The sequence below is a fragment of the Enterobacter cloacae complex sp. ECL414 genome, assembly GCF_021869685.1.
In the GTDB taxonomy this organism is placed as follows: Bacteria; Pseudomonadota; Gammaproteobacteria; order Enterobacterales; family Enterobacteriaceae; genus Enterobacter; species Enterobacter kobei.
In genome coordinates this window covers 905,662-927,013 of the sequence record NZ_CP091481.1, presented here as the reverse complement: position 1 = coordinate 927,013, position 21,352 = coordinate 905,662, and the positions used below count along the sequence as shown (strand labels likewise).

The window sequence follows — 21,352 nt, the reverse complement described above, 5'->3', positions numbered from 1 at the left end:
GGCCTGGCGCGGGTTTTCTCCCAACCGCGGTTTTAGGTTAAACCCCGTTTCGCCAGAGCAAACTGGCACCTACGTTTTGTTAGTCTGTTCGGTGTTCTGCAACTGGACCCGGAGGTTATATTACTTGCAGGCGTGCAGCTGATGCTCGCAAGACTCGTTGGTTTCTGTTTCCGGAGGTGTGGTTATGCAAAAAATTGTCTGCAAAACGCCACGATTGTCATCACTGGCATGTCGAGTTGTTTCGGCCACGAGGCCGCCCTGCGGCTGGCGGAGATAGGTGCCAACGCCATGCTGGCAGCCAGACGGAACTGGAGGCGCTCGCCGCCGATATTGTCACGGCGGGCGGCAATGCGAAAGTGATCTGAAAATTACCGAACATTACACCGATACAGCGGGCTTCACTGAGCATGTTTTCACCCTGATGCATCTGCTGGGATTCGCTTTTTCGCCAAGGATCCGGGATATTCATGAGAAGCGGCTGGTTATTCATCAAAAGGCCGAGCGTTATTCCGGGAAACAGTCCGTCATATCAACAACCAGCCTAAATCTCAAAGACATTGAGGCGCGCAGGGATAAAATATTGTACCTGGCAGCCTCAATTAAACAGGGGATTGTCACCGCATCGCTGATAATGAAAATGTTAGGGAAGGTGCGAATAAGCAGGTCATTTCTTCCCAAGCTGACTCGCTGATTAAAATTTCGCGGATCTGGGCCGATTTTTTTCCCGCAAACACATCGAATCAGCCTATTTAGGCTATTTTTTCCACCATTTCTGGCGTTATTTCAGGTTTTTACTGAGATCTCTCCCACTGACGTATCATTTGGTCCACCCGAAACAGGTTGGCCAGGGTGAATAACATCGCCAGTTGGTTATCGTTTTTCAGCAGCCCCTTGTATCTGGCTTTCACGAAGCCGAACTGCCGCTTGATGATGCGAAACGGGTGCTCCACCTTGGCACGGATGCTGGCTTTCATGTATTCGATGTTGATGGCCGTTTTGTTCTTGCGCGGATGCTGCTTCAAGGTTTTTACCTTGCCGGGACGCTCGGCGATCAGCCAGTCCACATCCACCTCGGCCAGCTCCTCGCGCTGTGGCGCTCCTTGGTAGCCGGCATCGGCTGAGACAAATTGCTCCTCTCCATGAAGCAGATTACCCAGCTGATTGAGGTCATGCTCGTTGGCCGCGGTGGTGACTAGGCTGTGGGTCAGGCCACTCTTGGCATCGACACCAATGTGGGCCTTCATGCCAAAGTGCCACTGATTGCCTTTCTTGGTCTGATGCATCTCCGGATCGCGTTGCTGCTCTTTGTTCTTGGTAGAGCTGGGTGCCTCAATGATGGTGGCATCCACCAAAGTGCCTTGGGTCATCATGACGCCTGCTTCGGCCAGCCAGCGATTGATGGTCTTGAACAATTGACGGGCCAGTTGATGCTGCTCGAGCAGGTGGCGGAAATTCATGATGGTGGTGCGATCCGGCAGGGCGCTATCCAGGGATAATCGGGCAAACAGGCGCATGGAGGCGATTTCGTACAGGGCATCTTCCATGGCACCGTCGCTCAGGTTGTACCAATGCTGCATGCAGTGAATACGCAGCATGGTCTCCAGCGGATAGGGCCGTCGGCCATTGCCCGCCTTGGGATAAAACGGCTCGATGACAGCGGTCATATTCTGCCATGGCAGAATCTGCTCCATGCGGGAGAGGAAAATCTCTTTTCGGGTCTGACGGCGCTTAGTGCTGAATTCACTATCGGCGAAGGTGAGTTGATGGCTCATGATGTCCCTCTGGGATGCGCTCCGGATGAATATGATGATCTCATATCAGGAACTTGTTCGCACCTTCCCTAACACTAACGCCAATTTTGAGATGACCGGGATCCTGTTAGGGCAAGAAGTCCGTAAACGTAAAACTCCTCAGGAGAAGATCGCCATTATCCAGCAGACGATGGAGCCGGGTATGAATGTCTCCCATGTCGCCCGCCTGCATGGTATCCAGCCCAGCCTGCTGTTTAAGTGGAAGAAGCAATATCAGGAAGGCAGCCTCACCGCCGTTGCGGCTGGAGAGGAAGTCGTTCCTGCTTCTGAGCTTACTGCTGCTCTGAAGCAGGTCCGGGAGCTTCAGCGCCTTCTGGGCAAGAAGACGATGGAAGTTGAGATCCTGAAAGAAGCCGTGGAGTACGGTCAGTCGCGAAAATGGATAGCGCACGCGCCCTTGTTGCCAAAGGACGGGGAATAGCCATGGTCTGCCGGACCATGGGCGTGTCGCGTGCGCAACTGTCACTGCGGATTAACCGTTCTGCCGACTGGCAGGACAGGCGCTGTAACCGGCGTAATGAAGAAGCAGACGCAGAAATACTGTCGGCTATCCTCAACATTATCAGCGATATGCCGAGTTATGGTTATCGACGCGTGTGGGGCATCCTGCGCAAGCAACGTCGCACAGAGGGACAGCCACCTGTGAATGCCAAACGGCTTTACAGGATAATGCGTGAGCATAACCTGTTGTTGTTGCATCACAAACCAGAGCGACCGAAGCGTGAACATAAGGGCAAGATAGCGGTGGCAGAAAGCGATATGCGCTGGTGTTCAGATGGCTTCGAGTTCGGCTGCGACAACGGCGAAAAACTGCGGGTAACGTTCGCGCTGGACTGCTGCGACCGTGAGGCCATAGACTGGGCAGCAAGCACGGGAGGCTATGACAGTTCGACCGTGCAGGATGTGATGCTGAGGTCGGTGGAAAAGCGCTTCGACGACAGGTTGCCCGACACAGCGGTGCAGTGGCTGACGGATAACGGTTCAGCGTATACCGCGTATGAAACGCGGAGGTTCGCGAGAGAGCTGAATCTGGAGCCCTGCACAACAGCGGTGAGCAGCCCGCAGAGTAATGGCATGGCCGAACGGTTCGTGAAAACGATGAAAGAAGACTATATCGCGTTCATGCCAAAACCGGATGTGAGAACAGCACTGCGAAACCTTGCAGTAGCGTTCACGCATTACAATGAAAACCACCCGCACAGCGCGCTGGGATATCACTCCCCGAGGGAATACCGGCGGCAGCGGACATCGTTAACTTAAGATACAAAAGCTGTTCGGAGATGGAGGGTCAAGATCACATTCTGCGCTTGATGTGTTCAAAACCTGGCTACTGAATGAACTCAATCTGGGTAAAATTCGTTGATCATGTTCACATTAATCGGGGCTCTGAATTCAAAGTAACTTTATTACTAAGCATTATTTTGTGAAGGCTCTCACTTTTGCTCGCGGCTCCGAAACTTTGCTGGGTTGAGATTTTAAGGTGTATCACGGCGGCTCATACTCTCAATAAATCCCTGTTAGTAAATGCTGCTATTATAACTCATTCATTGCCTGAGCCAGCAGTCGCGCAGCTGCCTCAAGCGCAGAGGATTGAAAAAATCTTCAGATATATATCATCACTCTGAACATACGCAATTAACGGCGGAATCTCACGATTCTACCGTTTTTTATTATTTTTCAGAGGAGTAGTGATGAATAATTCTGAAGGTTTGAAGTCGTTTCAGCAATCGCTTGCTGATCTGCCGCAATGGGTATCAGAGCGGCTTCTGCAGCAAATTAACCAGTTAACTAACTACGAGCCAGTGATCGGCATTATGGGTAAAACCGGTGTTGGGAAGAGCAGTCTGTGCAATGCCCTGTTTGCCGGAGATATATCACCGGTCAGCGATGTGGCGGCCTGTACACGTGAGCCACTGCGCTTTCGCCTGCAAGTCGGCGACCGCTATATAACGCTGATGGATCTGCCCGGCGTGGGCGAAAGTGGCGCTCGCGATACCGAGTATGCTGCGCTGTACCGCGAACAGCTTCCTCGCCTCGACCTGGTACTGTGGCTGATTAAGGCCGATGACCGGGCGCTGACGGTGGATGAACATTTTTATCATCAGGTGATTGGAGAGGTATACCGGCATAAGGTGCTGTTTGTTATCAGCCAGTCGGATAAGGCCGAACCTACCAGCGGTGGGGGACAGTTGTCCACGGCGCAGAAGCAGAATATCAGCCGCAAAATCTGCCTGCTGCATGAGCTGTTCCAGCCCGTCCATCCGGTGTGTGCTGTGTCGGTCCGTCTACAATGGGGGCTTAAGGTGATGGCCGAGCGGATGATTAAGTGCCTGCCACGTGAGGCCACCAGCCCGGTGGTGTCGCAACTCCATCCTTCCTTTCGCACGACGGTAGTCCGGGAACAGGCTCGTAGCGATTTTGGTGAAACCGTCGGGGCCGTACTCGATAGCATCAGTGCCTTTCCCCTGATACCCGCCCCGGTGCGGGCCGTCATTCAGGCCGTGCGCACCACGGTGGTGTCAGTGGCCCGCGCCGTCTGGGATTTCTTCTTCTGAGTATTTAACCCATCCCTGTTACTTCCCTGCCCCTGTCGCCGATGCGACGGGGATCCCTTTTATTTGTTTTCCCGTTATGAGGAGTCTGCTTATGACCCGTCTGGCTTCGCGCTTTGGCGCAGCAAACCTTATCCGTCGCGACCGTCCGTTAACCCGTGAAGAGCTGTTTCGCGTAGTGCCCAGTGTATTCAGTGAGGACAAACACGAGTCCCGTAGTGAGCGTTATACCTATATACCCACCATCTCCCTGCTCGACAGCCTACAGCGAGAAGGCTTCCAGCCATTCTTTGCCTGTCAGACCCGCGTGCGTGACCCGGGTCGTCGTGAACATACAAAGCATATGCTGCGTCTGCGGCGGGAAGGGCAGATTACCGGTAAACAGGTACCAGAAATTATCCTGCTCAACTCCCACGATGGCACCAGTTCGTATCAGATGTTGCCGGGACTATTTCGTGCGGTTTGTCAGAACGGGCTCGTCTGCGGTGAGTCGTTTGGCGAGGTGCGGGTGCCACACAAGGGGGACGTGGTGAGTCAGGTGATTGAAGGCGCGTATGAGGTGCTGGGGATTTTTGACCGGGTGGAGGAGAAACGGGATGCCATGCAGTCGTTGCTGTTGCCACCCCCGGCACAGCAGGCACTGGCAAAAGCCGCCCTCACATACCGCTTTGGTGAAGACCACCAGCCGGTGACTGAATCGCAGATCCTCTCCCCTCGCCGCTGGCAGGATGAGAGCAATGACCTGTGGACCACGTACCAGCGTATTCAGGAGAACCTGATTAAGGGCGGGCTCAGTGGCCGTAATGCCAAAGGAGGACGGTCACATACCCGTGCCGTTCGCGGTATCGACGGGGACGTGAAACTTAACCGGGCACTGTGGGTGATGGCGGAAGCCCTGCTCACGCAACTGCAGTGACCGTTTAATGTTGCTGCTTTGTTAATATCGGACACCACCTGTCCGCATCGCACCGTGCTGACGGTCCTCACTCACCGAGGGAAGGCCTGTAACCCCCGCTGCCTCTGGCTTTTGCAGAAATGAAAAATAGTTTCTGTGGTGTCCATACCCTGTCCGACCCCCTCTTTAAAGTAATCACATCATTTTCAGTCAGTTAACTTTCACGGAGAACGTCTCATGACACAGGCAGAACGCCGCCATGACCGGCTGGCTGTCAGGCTGTCACTGATAATCAGCCGTCTGGTGGAAGGGGAAACGCTGAGTGTGCGTAAGCTTGCCGCTGAGTTTGGTGTGTCGGTGCGCACGCTGCGGCGTGATTTTCGTGAGCGGCTGATGTATCTGGACCTGGAGTATCAGTCCGGATATTGCCGCTTACGCACTGCGGGCAGTGAGACGCAGATGGTGCCCGACGTGCTTATCTTTGCCCACCGCAGCGGGATGGCCGGTCTTTTCCCTGGCTTTGACCGTCGTCTGGTAAACGCACTGCTGATGTGCGATGAGTCTCCCTGCGTAATCGCACCCGCCAGTCCGGCTCCTTCGCCATCAGGCGCATTGTCTTTCTGGCGACTGATTCAGGCCATTACCGGGCGCAGGCGGGTGACTCTGATTGCCGAGGGGCAGCGCTGTGAGCGGCTGGCTCCCTGCCGGTTACTTATCCACCAGCAGGCCTGGTATCTGGTGGCAGAGCACGACGGACATATCGCCGTATTCTCCCTGGATGAAATCCATCTGGTTCAGCCCCTGCAGGAGACTTTCCGGCGTAACGACAGTCTGTGTCGTCTTGTTGAAGACCCGGGCTTTATTCAGTCCTTACCCCATTTTCGCTTTATCCAGCAGTCACTGCTTACGTTTGTTCCGGCCGACAGCCCACCAGAATAGCGTAAGCGTTGTTATCAACCCGGCAACAGGGAGGAGCCCTATGCCCGTTATTGCCATTATCGCCATTGTTGTCATCGTCATCATTCTGAACAAAACCGGGGTGTCCGACAGTCTCGCGGCCCTGACCCTTGCCACTGTTGCCGCACTGCTGACGGGAGGTGGCGCAGCCGGTGCTGCCAGTGTCGCGCTGACACCGTTCGTCGGCGTGCCGGTGGGTATTTTCGTGGGCATTTATGTCTTTGCCAAAGTGGTTCGTCTGATTTCAGGAAAAAAATAATGAAACGTAAAACACTGCCTCTGCTGGCGCTGGTTGCCACCACTCTGTTTCTCATCGCATGCGATGACAGAAGTGATGACCTGAAGGCCATCAGTAAATTTAAGGACCTCACCCCACCGCGTTTCAGTGATGTGGTCAGCCACCAGGATGATGTCAGCGAAGAATGGTCACAGGTTGACTACTTATCCGGTCCCACCTTGCAGGTTTTACGTACCCGCCAGTCGCCCGATGGCTGCGAGGATGGCAGTTACTACTACCTCGTGGATATGCAGGAAAAAACCGTCCAGCCACTGATGAATGCGCTGTGTATTGCCGATAACATCAAACTGGAATACCAGGAGGTGACGGACCCGTATACCAAAGAAAAATACTTTGAGTACGCCCATGACGGCAAACTGATGGGGCGACTGCTGATACCCTCAAACCCTGAGAACCAGGAATAAAACAACGACAAAGGAGACAAGAATGACAATACTTTCACTAAGTCGGTTTATGCTGGCGGGTGTACTGCTCGCGAGCTTTAATGCCTCTGCTATCCCGGGGTTCTGGCAGCAGGGTTACGGTCAGGGCAATACGGAATACAGCGTGACCGAAGCCAGCGGAAAGACGTTTACCATCAACTGCACAGGGAACCCGGACCAGAATGGTTTCTATCAGCATTCAGTCTTTCTTACCCTTGCCGATGACAAGATGGTCAGTTCGCACGATGACGACACTACTATCACCGTAGTGATGGATCACCAGCAGTACATTATTCCGTCCAGCCTGGGCTGGCGTAACGGCGATAACGCCTGGTTTGACTTCATCAGCAATATCTCTGAGGCCGGGCAGTTCGACGTCTACGTCAATGACCACAAAGCAGGGACCTTCACTGCGGACCGGAAGAACGCTGAGAAAGTTCTGTCCACTCTCGGAGACTGCAGCAACGACTGATAGTAGTATCTTCCCCAGCAAATCCACCCCGACAGCTAGCAGGCTGCCGGGGTTTTCTTTTATCAGGAGCCCGAAAATGACCCAATCCGTGTTGCTGCCACCGGGGCCTTTCACCCGGAGACAAGCGCAAGCGGTCACTACCACGTACAGCAATATCACACTCGAAGACGACCAGGGCAGTCACTTCCGTCTGGTGGTTCGTGATACTGAAGGCCGGATAGTCTGGCGGGCATGGAACTTTGAGCCGGATGCCGGTGAAGGTCTTAACCGCTATATCCGCACCTCAGGCATCCGTACAGACACGGCCACCCGCTGATCGCGAAGCATTTACCCGCATTCACCTCCCCGAACACACTTTATATCCCCATACGCCAGCCATCGCCGCTGGCGTTTTTATTGACGGAGACATACCCATGACAACACAGACGCAGCACGACCTCGCACCCGCTAACCAACCCGAATTTGAACTGACCGTCACGCCGGTCCCCGATGAACAGCGTATCGATTTCTGGCCACAGTACTTTGGCGCTATCCCGCAGTGGCTACTCCTGGAGCCGCATATCTTCGCCTGGATGGACCGCTTCTGTGAGGGCTACAGCGGTGGTATCTGGTCGTTCTACACCCTCAGCAATGGCGGCGCATTTATGTCCCCCGAGCCTGACAACGATGAGACATGGCGTCTGTTTAACTGCCTGAACGGTAACGATGCCCAAATGAGTGCAGAAGCAGCAGGTATTGCTGTCTGCCTGATTGCGTATAGCCACCATGCCTGCCGTACAGAATGTGACGCGATGACCGCACACTATTACCGCCTGCGGGAGTATGCCATGCAACATCCAGAGGCTCACGCCATTCTGCGTATTACCGACTGACCGAAGGAGCAACAGATGAAACAGCTTTCCTTTTTACCCGGCGAGATGACGCCACAGGACCGGCGTCTCATTCAGCGGGCGCTCAGGGCTCTGGACCGCCACCTGCATGAGCCCGGCGTAGCCTTCACCTCTACCCACGCCGTACGTGAATGGCTGCGACTGCATATGGCCGCGCTTGAGCGGGAAGAGTTCCGGGTGTTGTATCTGGACAACCAGAATCAGTTGATTGCCCATGAAACGCTCTTCACCGGCACGATTAACCGCACCGAGGTGCATCCCCGGGAGGTGGTCAAACGTGCTCTGCACTTCAACGCGGCGGCGGTGATACTCGCGCATAACCATCCTTCCGGCGAGACGACACCTAGCCAGGCCGACAAAACCCTCACGCAGCGACTGGTTCAGGTGCTTCAGCTGGTGGATATCCGTGTCCCTGACCATCTGATTGTCGGTGGCAGGCAAATCTATTCGTTCGCAGAACACGGTCTGCTTTGAGGTATTACATGAAAATTATCAGTAAACGCAGGGCAATGACGATATACCGCCAGCATCCTGAGTCCCGAATCTTTCGCTACTGCACCGGCAAATACCAGTGGCACGGTAGCGTCTGTCATTACACCGGCAGGGACGTTCCGGATATCGCCGGAGTCCTCGCGGTATACGCCGAACGCCGCCAGGACCGCAATGGGCCCTATACCTGCCTGATGAGCATCACCCTGAACTGACAATAGTGGAGAACTGTAATGAGCAACCCTACCAGGGGCCTGCAGCGGGAGATTACACTGCGCCTGGGAGCCCGTCTGGTGCAGGAAGGCAACCGACTGCATTATCTGGCTGACCGGGCCAGCATCACCGGCAAGTTCAGTGACATCGAATGCCGGAAGCTGGATGAAACATTCCCGCACTTTATCCGCCAGATGGAATCGATGCTGACCACCGGTGAACTCAGCCCCCACCATGCCCACTGCGTTACCCTGTACCACAACGATTTAACCTGCGAAGCCGACACCCTTGGCAGTTGCGGCTACGTATACATCGCCATTTACCCCACTCAGCGTTAATTACCTACACGAGAGCAAACATGAAAACTTTACCTGCAACAACTCAGCGGGCGGTGAAGCCCTGCCTGTCACCCGTGGCTGTCTGGCAAATGTTACTGACACGTCTGCTGGAACAGCACTATGGTCTGACAATAAACGACACGCCATTCTGCAATGAGGCTGTGATTAAGGAACACATCGATGCCGGTATCACCCTAGCCGATGCCGTGAATTTTCTGGTAGAAAAATACGAGCTGGTTCGTATCGACAGGAAGGGATTTAGCTGGCAGGAACAATCTCCTTATCTCCGGGCTGCAGACATTCTGCGAGCGCGGCAGGCAACTGGCTTGTTGCGGCAAAGCCGTAACAACGTAGTACGATGAACATTGCGTACAACCTTCCCGATTTACATTTCTGAACTTCCTCCCTTGTTTACCTATTGCGTAATGCGCCTGCTACTACCCGGCAGGCACGTTATCTTTTTACGGACAAACAATCATGCAACCAGAAGTTGAAGTATTAACCGATCATAATGAGCTAATTTGTTCGAGCTTTATTGAACACATTGCCAACACATTAAATTTAGGAGTGGTGTACAACTAAACCTGCAGCCAAGGATGTATAGTGAGCGAAGCCCTATCAGGCCTTTTTGGTCAGTAGATAAGATTGATCTTCGTTGATAGAATTTACTTACACCAGCTGTTACATTAAGATAATTTTTTGGTGGGAGAATGATAAGATCTTACGTAACAATTTGATTTTAATGGTGCCGATAATAGGAGTCGAACCTACGACCTTCGCATTACGAATGCGCTGCTCTACCAACTGAGCTATATCGGCCCTGAGAGGCCGGTTACGAGTGTAACCACGGGGCAAAAGGTTAGATCTAACCGGGTGATGCGTCAATGCCCTTTTGAATCAAACGGCTATTTTTGCATCACCCGTGATTATTTACGCACGAATTGTATCGTCACCGAAGCCAATCCACTTGTACGTAGTCAGTGCTTCGAGGCCCATAGGGCCGCGCGCGTGCAGTTTCTGCGTGCTGACCGCCACTTCTGCGCCAAGTCCAAACTGGCCACCGTCGGTGAAGCGCGTTGAGGCGTTGACATACACCGCAGAGGAGTCCACTTCGTTCACGAAGCGATCGGCATTGCGCAGCGTACGCGTCAGGATCGCGTCAGAATGCTGGGTACCATGCTCACGGATGTGGGCAATCGCGTCATCGAGATCGCTAACAATCTTCACGTTCAGATCCAGCGACAGGAACTCGTCATCGTACTGCTCCGCTTTGACTGGCACTACCTTAGCCGGGCCATCCTGGAGCAGTGTGAGCGCATTGGCATCCGCGTGCAGCGTTACGCCGCTCTCCGCCATCTGTTTGCTCAGCGCCGGGAGGAAGGTATTTGCAATACCCTGATGCACCAGCAGCGTTTCCACGGTGTTACAGGTACTTGGACGCTGAGTTTTGGCGTTAACGATAATCTTCAGCGTCGGGGCAATATCTGCGCTGTCATCGACAACGATATGGCATACGCCGATACCGCCTGTAATGACCGGAATAGTGGACTGTTCACGGCACAGCTTGTGCAGACCTGCGCCACCGCGTGGGATTAACATGTCGATGTATTTATCCATGCGCAGCATTTCGTTGACCAGCGCACGGTCTGGGCTCTCGATCGCCTGCACGGCTCCCGCCGGTAAGCCACACTCTTCCAGCGCCTGCTGAATTACGTTTACCGTCGCGGCGTTGGTGCGCCAGGTCTCTTTTCCGCCGCGCAGAATGGCAGCGTTACCGGTTTTCAGGCACAGAGAGGCAACGTCAACCGTCACGTTTGGACGGGCTTCATAAATCACACCAATGACGCCAAGCGGCACGCGGCGACGCTCCAGACGCAAACCGCTGTCAAGCAGCCCACCGTCAATCACCTGCCCTACCGGGTCAGCCAGATTACAAACCTGACGGACATCATCAGCGATGCCTTTCAGGCGCGTTGGCGTCAGCGCCAGGCGGTCGAGCATCGCTTCGCTCAGGCCGTTTTCACGCGCCTCAGCTAAATCTTGTTCGTTGGCTCGCAGGATCTCAGCGGATTGCGATTCCAGATAATCAGCGATTTTTTCCAGCACGCGGTTTTTCTCACGGCTGGAAAGGAGCGCCAGTTTGTAAGAGGCGGCTTTCGCGGCTGCGCCCATTTGTTCCAGCATGTTCTGGCTCCTTAACGAATAATCATGTCATCGCGGTGAACGGCAACCGGGCCATATTCATAGCCCAGAATGGCGTCGATCTGCTGCGAATGGTGGCCCGCAATGCGGCGCAGCGCGTCGCTGTTATAGCGGCTTACGCCATGGGCGATATCGCGGCCTTCAAGGTTACGGATGCGGATCACTTCACCACGGGAGAAGTTGCCTGTCACGCTTTTAATTCCTTTAGGAAGCAATGAACTCCCTCGTTCCAGAATCGCCGCCGTCGCACCTTCATCAACGGTGAGCTCACCGGCAGGAGGCGCGCCAAATATCCAGCGCTTGCGGTTTTCCAGCGGGGATTCCTGCGCGTGGAAGCGGGTGCCGACAGAGATGCCTTCCATCACGTCACCAATCACGCCCGGGCGGCTGCCCGCCGCAATAATGGTGTCGATACCGGCACGGCACGCCACGTCAGCAGCCTGCAGCTTGGTTCCCATGCCACCGGTTCCCAGCCCTGAAACGCTGTCACCGGCGATGGCACGCAGCGCATCGTCGATGCCATGAACGTCGGTGATCAGTTCGGCTTCCGGGTTGGAACGCGGATCGGCGGTAAACAGCCCTTGCTGATCGGTCAGAAGCAGGAGTTTATCAGCTCCGGCCAGAATGGCGGCCAGCGCAGAGAGATTATCGTTATCCCCCACTTTGATTTCAGCGGTGGCAACGGCATCGTTTTCGTTGATGACGGGAACAATGTTGTTGTCCAGCAGCGCGCGCAGGGTATCGCGCGCGTTCAGGAAGCGCTCTCTGTCTTCCATATCCGCGCGCGTCAGCAGCATCTGCCCGACGTGAATACCGTAGATGGAGAACAGCTGTTCCCAGAGTTGAATGAGTCGGCTTTGTCCCACAGCGGCCAGCAGCTGTTTAGAGGCGATCGTCGCGGGGAGTTCGGGGTAACCCAGATGTTCACGCCCGGCGGCAATCGCCCCGGAAGTCACAATCACAATACGATGCCCTGCGGCATGCAGTTGAGCGCACTGACGTACAAGCTCAACAATGTGGGCGCGATTTAGGCGGCGCGATCCGCCTGTTAACACACTGGTACCGAGTTTTACCACCAGCGTCTGGCTGTCACTCATGATTCTCTGCCGTTCAACGATAAGGGAAAGTAATGTCGAACGAACGTTTTAACAGGAGTCAGCCCGGTTGCCAACTGCCTTAGTACATCACAAAGCACTTTGTTGCGCGGGATCAGGAAGCGTAGCGGCAAAATTTGACGGATTTATTACCGAAATAATAAATCACAGTTTTTTAAAATTATTCTTAGTTTGTCATAAAAGTTTCATTCCAGAACGATAAAACCCTTCCTGTTTTTTCACGGGACTTAAGCATGAGCTTATCGTCCAGCGAATTTTTTTAGCGCGTTTATAAGACAGGATCGAAAATGAAAAAGAGCACTCTGGCATTAGTGGTTATGGGCGTGGTGGCTTCTGCATCCGTTCACGCAGCTGAAGTTTATAATAAAAACGGTAATAAACTGGACGTGTACGGCAAAGTTAAAGCGATGCACTATATCAGCGATGATGACACCAAAGATGGTGACCAGACGTACGTTCGCTTCGGTTTTAAAGGTGAAACCCAGATTAACGATCAGCTGACGGGCTATGGCCGTTGGGAAGCCGAATTTGCCGGTAACAAAGCCGAAAGCGACTCTTCTCAGAAAACACGCCTGGCGTTTGCGGGTCTGAAACTGAAAGACTTTGGTTCCCTGGATTATGGTCGTAACCTGGGTGCGCTTTACGACGTCGAAGCGTGGACCGATATGTTCCCTGAGTTCGGCGGCGACTCTTCCGCACAGACCGACAATTTTATGACCAAGCGTGCCAGCGGTCTTGCAACCTACCGTAACACCGATTTCTTCGGTGCGATTGATGGCCTGGACATGACGCTGCAGTACCAGGGCAAAAACGAAAACCGTGACGCCAAAAAACAGAACGGTGACGGTTTCGGTACCTCTCTGACCTATGACTTCGGCGGCAGCGATTTCGCCGTCAGCGGCGCGTACACCAACTCTGACCGCACCAACGCGCAGAACCTGCTGGCGCGTGGTCAGGGCCAGAAAGCGGAAGCCTGGGCTACCGGTCTGAAATACGACGCGAACGATATTTATCTGGCAGCCATGTATTCCGAAACCCGCAATATGACGCCAATTTCCGGCGGCTTTGCTAATAAAGCGCAGAACTTTGAAGTTGTTGCACAATATCAGTTCGATTTCGGCCTGCGCCCGTCTCTGGGCTATGTCCAGTCTAAAGGCAAGGATATAGAAGGGATTGGTGACGAAGACCTGGTGAAATATATCGATGTCGGCGCGACCTATTACTTCAACAAAAATATGTCCGCATTTGTTGATTATAAAATCAACCAGATTGACGACGATAATAAACTGGGCGTAAGCAGCGATGATATTGTTGCGCTGGGTATGACGTACCAGTTCTAAGATTATCCGAATAAGAAAATCCCGGCAGATGTGCCGGGATTTTTTTTGCCCGAAATGAATGCGGTCTGATGCCCTCACCCCGGCCCTCTCCCACAGGGAGAGGGAGAAAAGCATTACGCGGTCAGCCTCACCGCTTCGCTGGAAAAGTTATCCGCGGGTTCGAACTTCAGCTCCAGAGAGGCCAGCAGTGCGCTCGCTTTGTCATGGAACTCTTTGAGGGTATATTCCAGGCGATCAATCACTTCCTGATCGTTGATGGTGGTGGCCTGCCAGTTGCCGTCTTTATTAAACAGGCCAAACTGGTAGCTATAGGTAAAACGTTTCTCCTCAGCTTCCATTTCCATCCACCAGCCCCAGAATTCACGTTTTTCGGGTGCAGGCTTCACGTTGACGCAAACAGCCAGGCAGTCGAAAAAAAAGCGATTCTTTTCACACTGCTCTTCTCGAATATACGGGCCGAGAGCCATAAATTTCTTAATCAGCCTACTTTTCGGGTGTCCACTCGGTAACGTCATTGCGATCTCCTTTTGTGAAGCCACTGTTTTACCAAACCAGCAAAATTTAGCAATCTATTAACACAATCTCTGAGCGATCCAGCGCGTAATCTCTTTCAGTGCTTTGTCGAAATTCTGATATACCGGGCTGAACGGCACCTCAAGCAATTTGCCATCCGCAGATGACGAAGTGATTAAGCGTGACTCTGCCTCCGGGCTGAACGGATCGTTTTTCCAGAAACCGGACAACATCGGCGTCGGGCAACGGCGTCCCAGCAAACCTTGCGTTTTTAACGAGTAACGATTGAGCTCAACGCGCAGCGTTTCATCTGATGCATCATGCATGCCAAGGCGGCTGGCCAGCACGTCAAGGTACATTTCCGGCACGCTGCCCTGACGGGCAGGATCGCTAAGCAGGGCGTGGACTACCGGGCCCAGGCACGCGACGGCCTTCAGGCGCGATGATTCAAGGTAAGCCAGACGCACTGCGACGTTCGCCCCAAAGCGGAAGCCGAATGCCGCCACGCGGGTGTGGTCAACCCAAGGAATGTTTTCCAGCGCTTTTAGCGCATGCTGGTGCAGCAGACTGGAATCCTGAGTCAGCTTCCATTTGGATGAGAAACCAATTGAAGGCATATCAAGCGTCAACATCGCGATCCCTTTTGGTGCGAAGTAACGCTCATACAGGCTGTAATAGTCGATTTGCAGCGAATCCAGCCCGCCGCACATCAGGACGGTCGGGAACGGGCCGTCTCCTTCAGGCATATGAAGGAACCCGGTGACGGGCGCACCGCCGGGAATGGTGAACTCCAGTTCGCGCATCTGGCCCGGAAGGCGCTGAGCCGCTTCTTCATATGCTCGGTTCGCCAGCGCCTGAGCCTGCTCAGCCAGCTCATCACCTTTTAAATGCGGGTAGGCGGCAATGGCGTAGAGATTGGCCGCATGGAGCCAGTGCTTGCCGCTCCGCGTAGCATCTTCCTCCTGGCTGGCTTTTTGCTGCCAGAGCATCGCCTGTTTAGACCATTCATAGATCCAGTTGCCGCCGCGATAGCCGACCACCGTGTCGTAGAGTTCGCTGTCGGTGCGCTCCGACTCGCTCATGACGATACGCGCCTGCACATCCAGGATTTCACGCGGATCAATACCGCGCCAGATCCACATCAGGCGGTTAATCATGCGATACCAGTGGGGGACGTTTTTGCCGTCTAAGGCAGACTGGACGGCAGGCTGGATACCCGGATTGAACCGACGGACCAGCGTCGACGTTTCAGGGTGTTTGAAACGGGGTTTGAAGAGTGTCTCGGTGAGATTCGCCTGCGTCATTGCGTTGCCTCCATGGATACGTCATATAACGTCCATTGTAACGCGTGGCAGGATAAAAAGAACAACGCCCGACATAGCCGGGCGTGTAAAGTTACGTGCGGAAATTAACGGCCTGAAATAGGCGGTACAAAGACCACGCCCATATCCCATGGCTGTTCAATCCAGGTATCCTGAGGGATATCAATCACGTAATCGTCAACCAGTGGGCGACCCGCCGGTTTCGCGAAGATAGTGACGAAATGCGCTTTTGGATACATTTCGCGGATAGCCACCGCGGTACCACCGGTGTCCACCAGATCGTCGATGACGATAAAGCCTTCACCGTCGCCTTCAGCGCGTTTCAGCACTTTCAGCTCACGCTGGTTGTCGTGGTCATAGCTGGAGATGCAAACGGTATCGACATGACGAATACCCAGCTCACGTGCCAGCAGCGCCCCCGGTACCAGACCGCCACGGCTGACGGCAATAATGCCTTTCCACTGTTCGGAAGGCATCAGACGCGCAGCCAGTTTGCGGGCGTGAATCTGCAACATGTCCCAGGTGACGACGTATTTTTCGCTCATGTGAAGTGTCCCAGCCTGTTTTTATACGGCTTAAAAAGTGTTCGAGGGGGAAATAGGTTGCGCGAGATTATAGAGATCTGACGCACTAAAAACCAGTGTTTAGCGCCCTCTGCCTGAGTTTTTACATGCTTTATGCTACCAGCCCGCAGAGAAAGTGGTATTCTCAGTTGCATCTCGCAAGCCTGTCTTGTGGTAACTATTAACCTGCTAACCCTGTGACCTGCAACCTTGTTTGCAGAGCATCGACAAGGAGACTTATCGTGTCTGAACTGTCTCAATTATCTCCGCAGCCGCTGTGGGATATTTTTGCCAAAATCTGTTCCATTCCACACCCTTCCTACCATGAAGAACAGCTTGCCGAACATATTATGGGTTGGGCGAAGGAAAAAGGTCTGCACGCTGAACGCGACCAGGTTGGTAACATTCTTATCCGTAAACCGGCCACCGCAGGCATGGAAAACCGCAAACCGGTTGTCCTGCAGGCGCACCTGGACATGGTGCCACAGAAAAACAACGACACCGTTCACGATTTCACTAAAGACCCGATCCAGCCCTACATCGACGGCGACTGGGTGAAAGCGCGCGGCACCACCCTGGGTGCAGATAACGGCATCGGCATGGCCTCTGCGCTGGCCGTGCTGGCGGATGACAGCGTTGAGCACGGTCCGCTGGAAGTGCTGCTGACCATGACCGAAGAAGCGGGCATGGACGGCGCATTCGGTCTGCAGGCGAACTGGCTGCAGGCTGATATCCTGATCAACACCGACTCCGAAGAAGAAGGTGAGATCTACATGGGCTGCGCGGGCGGGATTGATTTCATCTCTACCCTGCCACTGTCACGCGAAGCGGTGCCTGCGGGTTACCAGACCTTCAAGCTGACGCTGAAAGGGCTGAAAGGCGGCCACTCCGGCGGCGATATTCACCTGGGCCTGGGCAACGCCAACAAACTGCTGGCACGCTTCCTGGCGGGCCACGCGGCTGAGCTGGATCTGCGCCTGGTAGACTTCAACGGCGGTACCCTGCGCAACGCGATCCCACGCGAAGCCTTCGCCACCGTTGCAGTACCAGCAGCAAAAGCGGACGAGCTGAAAAAACTCTCCAGCGTCTACCTGGATATCCTGAAAAACGAACTGTCAGCGAATGAGAAAAACCTGACCGTGGTGCTGGAGTCTGTTACTACCGACAAAGCCGCGCTGACCGTGCAGTCTCGTGACACCTTTGTCCAGTTGCTGAACGCGACGCCAAACGGCGTGATCCGCAACTCTGACGTGGCGAAAGGCGTGGTAGAAACCTCACTGAACGTGGGCGTGGTCACCATGAGCGACGACAGTGCAGAAATTATCTGCCTGATCCGTTCCCTGATCGACAGCGGTAAAGAGTACGTGGTGAGCATGCTGGAATCTTTGGGGACGCTGGCGGGTGCCAAAACCTCCGCTAAAGGCAGCTACCCGGGCTGGCAGCCGGATGCCAGTTCTCCGGTGATGGCGCTGGTGCGCGAAACCTATCAGCGTCTGTTCAACAGCACGCCGAACATTCAGGTGATCCACGCGGGTCTGGAGTGTGGTCTGTTCAAGAAACCGTATCCGAACATGGACATGGTCTCTATCGGGCCAACCATTACCGGGCCGCACTCGCCGGATGAGCAAGTTCATATCGAAAGCGTGGGCCATTACTGGACCCTGCTGACCGAGTTGCTAAAGGCGATTCCTGCTAAGTAATTCGTCGTCTGTTGCCCGGTGGCGCTACGCTTACCGGGCCTACGATTGGCGTAATCTACAATCCCAAAACCAACTGACGCTCTAACTGTGGATCCAACAGTGTGACGTGCAGCCCCACCAGTCGTACTCCGCGCCCTGCCCGCCGTTCTTCCCATGCTTTTTTTGCCGTCGCGATAAGATCGTCTCTGTTCAGACGCGGCCAGACGTGCTCCTGCGTAGTCTGCTGGAAGTCGTTAAACTTGAGCTTCACGCCCTGCCGGGCGATGAGCAGATCGGGCTTAACCTTCGCTAAGCGCCTTTCCAGCTCAGGATAAAGCTGTTCAGTGATGATGAATTCACATTCGGACCAGTCGTGAATATCTTCCATCAGCGTGCGTTCAACACCAACCGATTTACGCAACCGCTCGCTGCTTACGCTGCGTTCATCAATGCCCTGACTGCGTTCCCACAGCACGCGACCAAACTTTCCGAAACGCTTGAGTAGCATAGCCAGATCGCTTCGCTGCACATCTTCGCAGGTGCGTAATCCCATACTTTCCAGCTTCGCGGCGGAGACTTTGCCTACGCCGGGGATTTTGCCAAGCGGAAGCGTTTTCAAAAACGCAGGCACCTCTTCGGGGGTAATGACGTACTGACCGTTGGGTTTATTTAAATCGGAGGCGATTTTAGCGAGAAATTTTACCGGCGCGACCCCTGCCGATGCGGTGAGATTCAGCTCGCTGGAAATAGTCTGGCGGATCTCCTGCGCCATCAGGGTGGCGGAGCCGTGACAGTGAAGGCTGTCGGTGACGTCAAGATAGGCTTCGTCCAGGGATAGCGGCTCAATCAGTGAGGTATAGCGTGAGAAGATTTCCCGTATATGGTTCGACGCTTCTTTATAGGCTTCAAAGCGCCCAGGCAAAAGGGTGAGGTGCGGGCAGAGTTTTAACGCCATCGCCGTCGGCATGGCGCTGCGCACGCCAAATTTGCGCGCAGGGTAGTTGGCGGTGCTGATCACCCCACGCTGTACGCGGCTGCCGCCAATGGCGATGGGGATATCCCGCAGCGCCGGGTTGTCACGCATCTCCACTGCGGCAAAAAAGCAGTCCATATCGACATGGATTATTTTGCGCATAGTAAGCCCTCACTCATCACTGGATAAGTATACAGTAAACAAATGAGGGTTGAGAAGTGTACGTGGGAATTGTCGGGTGGCAGCTTCGCCTTACCCGACTAACAAGACTAAATAATGCGCTGCTGTTCGCGGGCCATTCTTTTTTTCCGCGCATCGCACGGTTCCGGGCAGTCGCAGACCTTTTCCATTCCGAGAGAAGAGATCCCGCCGCAGCTGCCCTGAATGCTTTTACGCTTGATGATCCAGCCTAATGACATGCCGAATACCACCAGCACAAACACCGCAAAGGTCGCCAGAAAGGTCAACATGATCAGCCTCCGAAATCATCAAGGAGGATGTTCTCATCTTCCACGCCGAGATCTTTCAGCATCTTGATCACAGCGGCGTTCATCATTGGCGGACCACACATGTAGAACTCGCAGTCTTCTGGTGCCGGGTGCTGTTTGAGGTAATTTTCATAGAGCACGTTGTGGATGAAGCCCGTATAGCCTGTCCAGTTATCTTCCGGCTGCGGGTCGGAAAGCGCCACGTGGAAGGTAAAGTTAGGGTTCTCACGCGCCAGCTGTTCGAACTCATCGTCATAGAACATTTCGCGCAGGGAACGTGCCCCATACCAGAAGCTGATCTTACGCGTGCTCCCAAGACGCTTGAGCTGGTCAAAGATGTGTGAGCGCATCGGCGCCATACCCGCGCCCCCGCCGATAAAGACCATTTCTGCGTCGGTATCTTTGGCAAAGAACTCCCCGAACGGACCGGAGATGGTGACTTTGTCGCCAGGCTTGAGGGACCAGATGTACGACGACATCACGCCCGGCGGGGCATGTGGCACGTTTGGCGGCGGGGTGGCGATACGCACGTTGAGCATAATGATGCCCTTCTCTTCCGGGTAGTTAGCCATGGAATAGGCGCGAAGCGCGGGCTCTTTGACCTCGGAAACAAAGCGGAAGAGATTAAATTTATCCCAGTCGGCACGGTACTCTTCAGGCACGTCGAAGTCGGCATACGCCACGGTGTGTGCCGGACAATCAATCTGGATATAGCCCCCCGCACGGAACGGGACGCTCTCCCCTTCAGGCACACGCAGCTTAAGCTCTTTAATGAAGGTGGCTTTGTTATCGTTAGAGATAACCTCGCACTCCCATTTTTTCACGCCGAAGATCTCTTCCGGCAGCTCAATCTTCATGTTCTGACGCACCGCGACCTGGCATGCCAGACGACAACCCTCTTTCGCTTCACGTTTCGTAATATGCGACAGTTCTGTGGGCAGAATATCACCGCCACCCTCTTTCACCGTCACACGGCACTGCCCGCATGAGCCGCCGCCACCGCAGGCTGACGAGACAAAGATCCCGTTTCCGGAGAGCGTATTAAGCAGTTTATCCCCTGCCGGGGTACGGATCTGATTCTGGGGATCGTCATTGATATCAATGACCACATCACCGGAATTGACCAGCTTCGCGCGCGCCGCCAGAATCAGCCCTGAGAGCACCAGTACTATCAGCGTGAACATCACCACGCCAAGAATAATTTCCATCTTTTAGCCCTTATAGCTGCACACCGGAGAAGGACATAAAGCCCAACGCCATCAGGCCGGTGGTGATAAAGGTGATCCCTAAGCCACGCAGCCCGGCAGGGACGTTGGCATATTTCATTTTTTCGCGGATCCCCGCCATGGTAACAATCGCCAGCATCCAGCCGATACCGGATCCAAAGCCATACACCACGGATTCACTGAAGTTGTAATCACGCTGAACCATGAATGAGACGCCACCAAAGATGGCACAGTTTACGGCGATGAGCGGCAGGAAGATCCCCAGCGCGTTGTACAGCGACGGGAAATACTTATCGAGGATCATCTCCAGGATTTGCACCAGCGCCGCAATTACCCCGATAAAGGTGATGAAGTTCAGGAAGCTGAGATTAATCCCCTCCACCAGCGCACTGTCCCGCAGCACAAAGTTGAACACCAGGTTGTTAATCGGAACGGAAAGCCCCAACACCACGGTGACCGCCACGCCCAGACCAAATGCCGTCGAGACCTTTTTGGAAACGGCAAGGAACGTACACATGCCCAGGAAGAAGGCGAGCGCCATGTTTTCAACAAACACCGCGCGCACAAATAAACTCAGGTAATGAGCCATTGTCG

25 protein-coding genes, 1 tRNA gene and 2 pseudogenes are annotated in these 21,352 nt (G+C 54.2%); 17 read left to right on the top strand and 11 right to left on the bottom strand.

All coding sequences use genetic code 11. The features are described from left to right. Window positions 1-352: 352 nt before the first annotated feature. Window positions 353-643 (top strand): annotated as a pseudogene (locus L3068_RS04350) (Tn3 family transposase); the annotation flags it as partial. A 148-nt stretch (window positions 644-791) separates the two neighbouring features. On the opposite strand, the gene L3068_RS04345 reads toward L3068_RS04350, so the two are convergent. Next, on the bottom strand, window positions 792-1,772 hold the full coding sequence (locus L3068_RS04345; protein WP_000019441.1) for an IS5-like element ISKpn26 family transposase: 981 nt from the start codon (window positions 1,770-1,772) through the stop codon (window positions 792-794). Between the two features lie 91 nt (window positions 1,773-1,863). On the opposite strand from L3068_RS04345, the gene L3068_RS04340 reads away from it, so the two are divergent. The 14 genes and pseudogenes from L3068_RS04340 to ykfI all read left to right on the top strand — a co-directional run bounded on the left by L3068_RS04340 (window position 1,864) and on the right by ykfI (window position 9,699). Continuing rightward, window positions 1,864-3,071 (top strand): IS3 family transposase gene (locus L3068_RS04340; protein ID WP_121909194.1). Its coding sequence is split into 2 segments (ribosomal slippage): window positions 1,864-2,185 and window positions 2,185-3,071, totalling 1,209 coding nucleotides; the frame shifts between segments, so codons are not numbered across the junction. 37 nt (window positions 3,072-3,108) lie between these two features. Next, window positions 3,109-3,174 (top strand): annotated as a pseudogene (locus L3068_RS04335) (hypothetical protein); the annotation flags it as partial. Window positions 3,175-3,502: 328 nt separating this feature from the next. Beyond that, window positions 3,503-4,366: a GTPase family protein gene (locus L3068_RS04330; RefSeq protein ID WP_001065553.1), complete on the top strand. Its 864-nt coding sequence runs from the start codon at window positions 3,503-3,505 to the stop codon at window positions 4,364-4,366. Window positions 4,367-4,457: 91 nt separating this feature from the next. Continuing rightward, the gene (locus L3068_RS04325) at window positions 4,458-5,279 is read left to right on the top strand and encodes a DUF932 domain-containing protein (protein WP_000197389.1); all 822 of its coding nucleotides are present in this window, start codon (window positions 4,458-4,460) and stop codon (window positions 5,277-5,279) included. Window positions 5,280-5,495: 216 nt separating this feature from the next. Then, window positions 5,496-6,197 carry a DeoR family transcriptional regulator gene (locus L3068_RS04320; protein WP_117582372.1) on the top strand — a complete coding sequence of 234 codons (702 nt, stop codon included), beginning with the start codon at window positions 5,496-5,498 and terminating at the stop codon, window positions 6,195-6,197. 40 nt (window positions 6,198-6,237) lie between these two features. Next, window positions 6,238-6,474, top strand: a complete 237-nt coding sequence (gene ypjK / locus L3068_RS04315) for a protein YpjK (RefSeq protein WP_001144031.1) — start codon at window positions 6,238-6,240, stop codon at window positions 6,472-6,474. Beyond that, on the top strand, window positions 6,474-6,917 hold the full coding sequence (locus tag L3068_RS04310; RefSeq protein ID WP_001547764.1) for a YfjS/YafY family lipoprotein: 444 nt from the start codon (window positions 6,474-6,476) through the stop codon (window positions 6,915-6,917). Before ypjK ends, L3068_RS04310 begins: the two co-directional genes overlap by 1 nt. A gap of 22 nt (window positions 6,918-6,939) precedes the next feature. Further along, window positions 6,940-7,407, top strand: a complete 468-nt coding sequence (locus L3068_RS04305) for a YfjT/YkfB family phage-associated protein (RefSeq protein WP_001547765.1) — start codon at window positions 6,940-6,942, stop codon at window positions 7,405-7,407. Between the two features lie 76 nt (window positions 7,408-7,483). Further along, window positions 7,484-7,723 (top strand): DUF905 domain-containing protein, encoded by a 240-nt coding sequence (locus L3068_RS04300; protein ID WP_180208556.1) that lies wholly within the window; start codon window positions 7,484-7,486, stop codon window positions 7,721-7,723. A 97-nt stretch (window positions 7,724-7,820) separates the two neighbouring features. Continuing rightward, entirely contained in the window at window positions 7,821-8,279 is a 459-nt protein-coding gene (locus L3068_RS04295) for an antirestriction protein (RefSeq protein WP_205920785.1), read from the top strand. A 15-nt stretch (window positions 8,280-8,294) separates the two neighbouring features. Continuing rightward, window positions 8,295-8,771, top strand: a complete 477-nt coding sequence (locus L3068_RS04290) for a JAB domain-containing protein (RefSeq protein WP_000811693.1) — start codon at window positions 8,295-8,297, stop codon at window positions 8,769-8,771. An 8-nt stretch (window positions 8,772-8,779) separates the two neighbouring features. Continuing rightward, a complete protein-coding gene (locus L3068_RS04285; RefSeq protein ID WP_000691994.1) occupies window positions 8,780-9,001 on the top strand; it encodes a DUF987 domain-containing protein in 222 nt (73 codons plus the stop codon). An 18-nt stretch (window positions 9,002-9,019) separates the two neighbouring features. Further along, entirely contained in the window at window positions 9,020-9,337 is a 318-nt protein-coding gene (yafW, locus tag L3068_RS04280) for a type IV toxin-antitoxin system antitoxin YafW (RefSeq protein ID WP_000070396.1), read from the top strand. Window positions 9,338-9,357: 20 nt separating this feature from the next. After that, on the top strand, window positions 9,358-9,699 hold the full coding sequence (gene ykfI, locus L3068_RS04275) for a type IV toxin-antitoxin system toxin YkfI (protein WP_000854680.1): 342 nt from the start codon (window positions 9,358-9,360) through the stop codon (window positions 9,697-9,699). A 381-nt stretch (window positions 9,700-10,080) separates the two neighbouring features. Here the strand turns inward: ykfI and L3068_RS04270 are convergent. From L3068_RS04270 to proB, 3 genes are all read right to left on the bottom strand, one after another. Continuing rightward, window positions 10,081-10,156: transfer RNA gene (locus L3068_RS04270), tRNA-Thr, on the bottom strand. Between the two features lie 111 nt (window positions 10,157-10,267). Continuing rightward, window positions 10,268-11,521: a glutamate-5-semialdehyde dehydrogenase gene (gene proA / locus L3068_RS04265; protein ID WP_117582234.1), complete on the bottom strand. Its 1,254-nt coding sequence runs from the start codon at window positions 11,519-11,521 to the stop codon at window positions 10,268-10,270. 11 nt (window positions 11,522-11,532) lie between these two features. Continuing rightward, window positions 11,533-12,636, bottom strand: coding sequence for a glutamate 5-kinase (gene proB / locus L3068_RS04260; protein ID WP_014882684.1), 1,104 nt, complete (start codon window positions 12,634-12,636; stop codon window positions 11,533-11,535). Window positions 12,637-12,941: 305 nt separating this feature from the next. Here proB and phoE point away from each other — a divergent pair, with 305 nt between their 5' ends. Continuing rightward, window positions 12,942-13,994 (top strand): phosphoporin PhoE, encoded by a 1,053-nt coding sequence (gene phoE / locus L3068_RS04255; RefSeq protein WP_014882683.1) that lies wholly within the window; start codon window positions 12,942-12,944, stop codon window positions 13,992-13,994. A 113-nt stretch (window positions 13,995-14,107) separates the two neighbouring features. Here the strand turns inward: phoE and crl are convergent, their stop codons facing one another. The 3 genes from crl to gpt form a co-directional block, all read right to left on the bottom strand. Next, window positions 14,108-14,509 (bottom strand): sigma factor-binding protein Crl, encoded by a 402-nt coding sequence (gene crl, locus L3068_RS04250; RefSeq protein ID WP_117582231.1) that lies wholly within the window; start codon window positions 14,507-14,509, stop codon window positions 14,108-14,110. Between the two features lie 57 nt (window positions 14,510-14,566). Next, window positions 14,567-15,811 (bottom strand): esterase FrsA, encoded by a 1,245-nt coding sequence (gene frsA / locus L3068_RS04245; protein ID WP_117582229.1) that lies wholly within the window; start codon window positions 15,809-15,811, stop codon window positions 14,567-14,569. 104 nt (window positions 15,812-15,915) lie between these two features. After that, entirely contained in the window at window positions 15,916-16,374 is a 459-nt protein-coding gene (gene gpt, locus L3068_RS04240; protein WP_003863205.1) for a xanthine phosphoribosyltransferase, read from the bottom strand. A gap of 260 nt (window positions 16,375-16,634) precedes the next feature. Here gpt and pepD point away from each other — a divergent pair, with 260 nt between their 5' ends. After that, entirely contained in the window at window positions 16,635-18,092 is a 1,458-nt protein-coding gene (gene pepD / locus L3068_RS04235; RefSeq protein ID WP_117582228.1) for a cytosol nonspecific dipeptidase, read from the top strand. A gap of 55 nt (window positions 18,093-18,147) precedes the next feature. Here pepD and dinB read toward each other — a convergent pair whose 3' ends face one another. From dinB to nqrE, 4 genes are all read right to left on the bottom strand, one after another. Further along, window positions 18,148-19,206, bottom strand: coding sequence for a DNA polymerase IV (dinB, locus tag L3068_RS04230; RefSeq protein ID WP_023332160.1), 1,059 nt, complete (start codon window positions 19,204-19,206; stop codon window positions 18,148-18,150). Window positions 19,207-19,313: 107 nt separating this feature from the next. Beyond that, on the bottom strand, window positions 19,314-19,514 hold the full coding sequence (nqrM, locus tag L3068_RS04225) for a (Na+)-NQR maturation NqrM (RefSeq protein WP_014882678.1): 201 nt from the start codon (window positions 19,512-19,514) through the stop codon (window positions 19,314-19,316). Window positions 19,515-19,516: 2 nt separating this feature from the next. After that, on the bottom strand, window positions 19,517-20,740 hold the full coding sequence (gene nqrF / locus L3068_RS04220) for an NADH:ubiquinone reductase (Na(+)-transporting) subunit F (RefSeq protein WP_014882677.1): 1,224 nt from the start codon (window positions 20,738-20,740) through the stop codon (window positions 19,517-19,519). A 10-nt stretch (window positions 20,741-20,750) separates the two neighbouring features. Continuing rightward, window positions 20,751-21,347 (bottom strand): NADH:ubiquinone reductase (Na(+)-transporting) subunit E, encoded by a 597-nt coding sequence (gene nqrE, locus L3068_RS04215; RefSeq protein ID WP_236904778.1) that lies wholly within the window; start codon window positions 21,345-21,347, stop codon window positions 20,751-20,753. Window positions 21,348-21,352 lie beyond the last annotated feature (5 nt).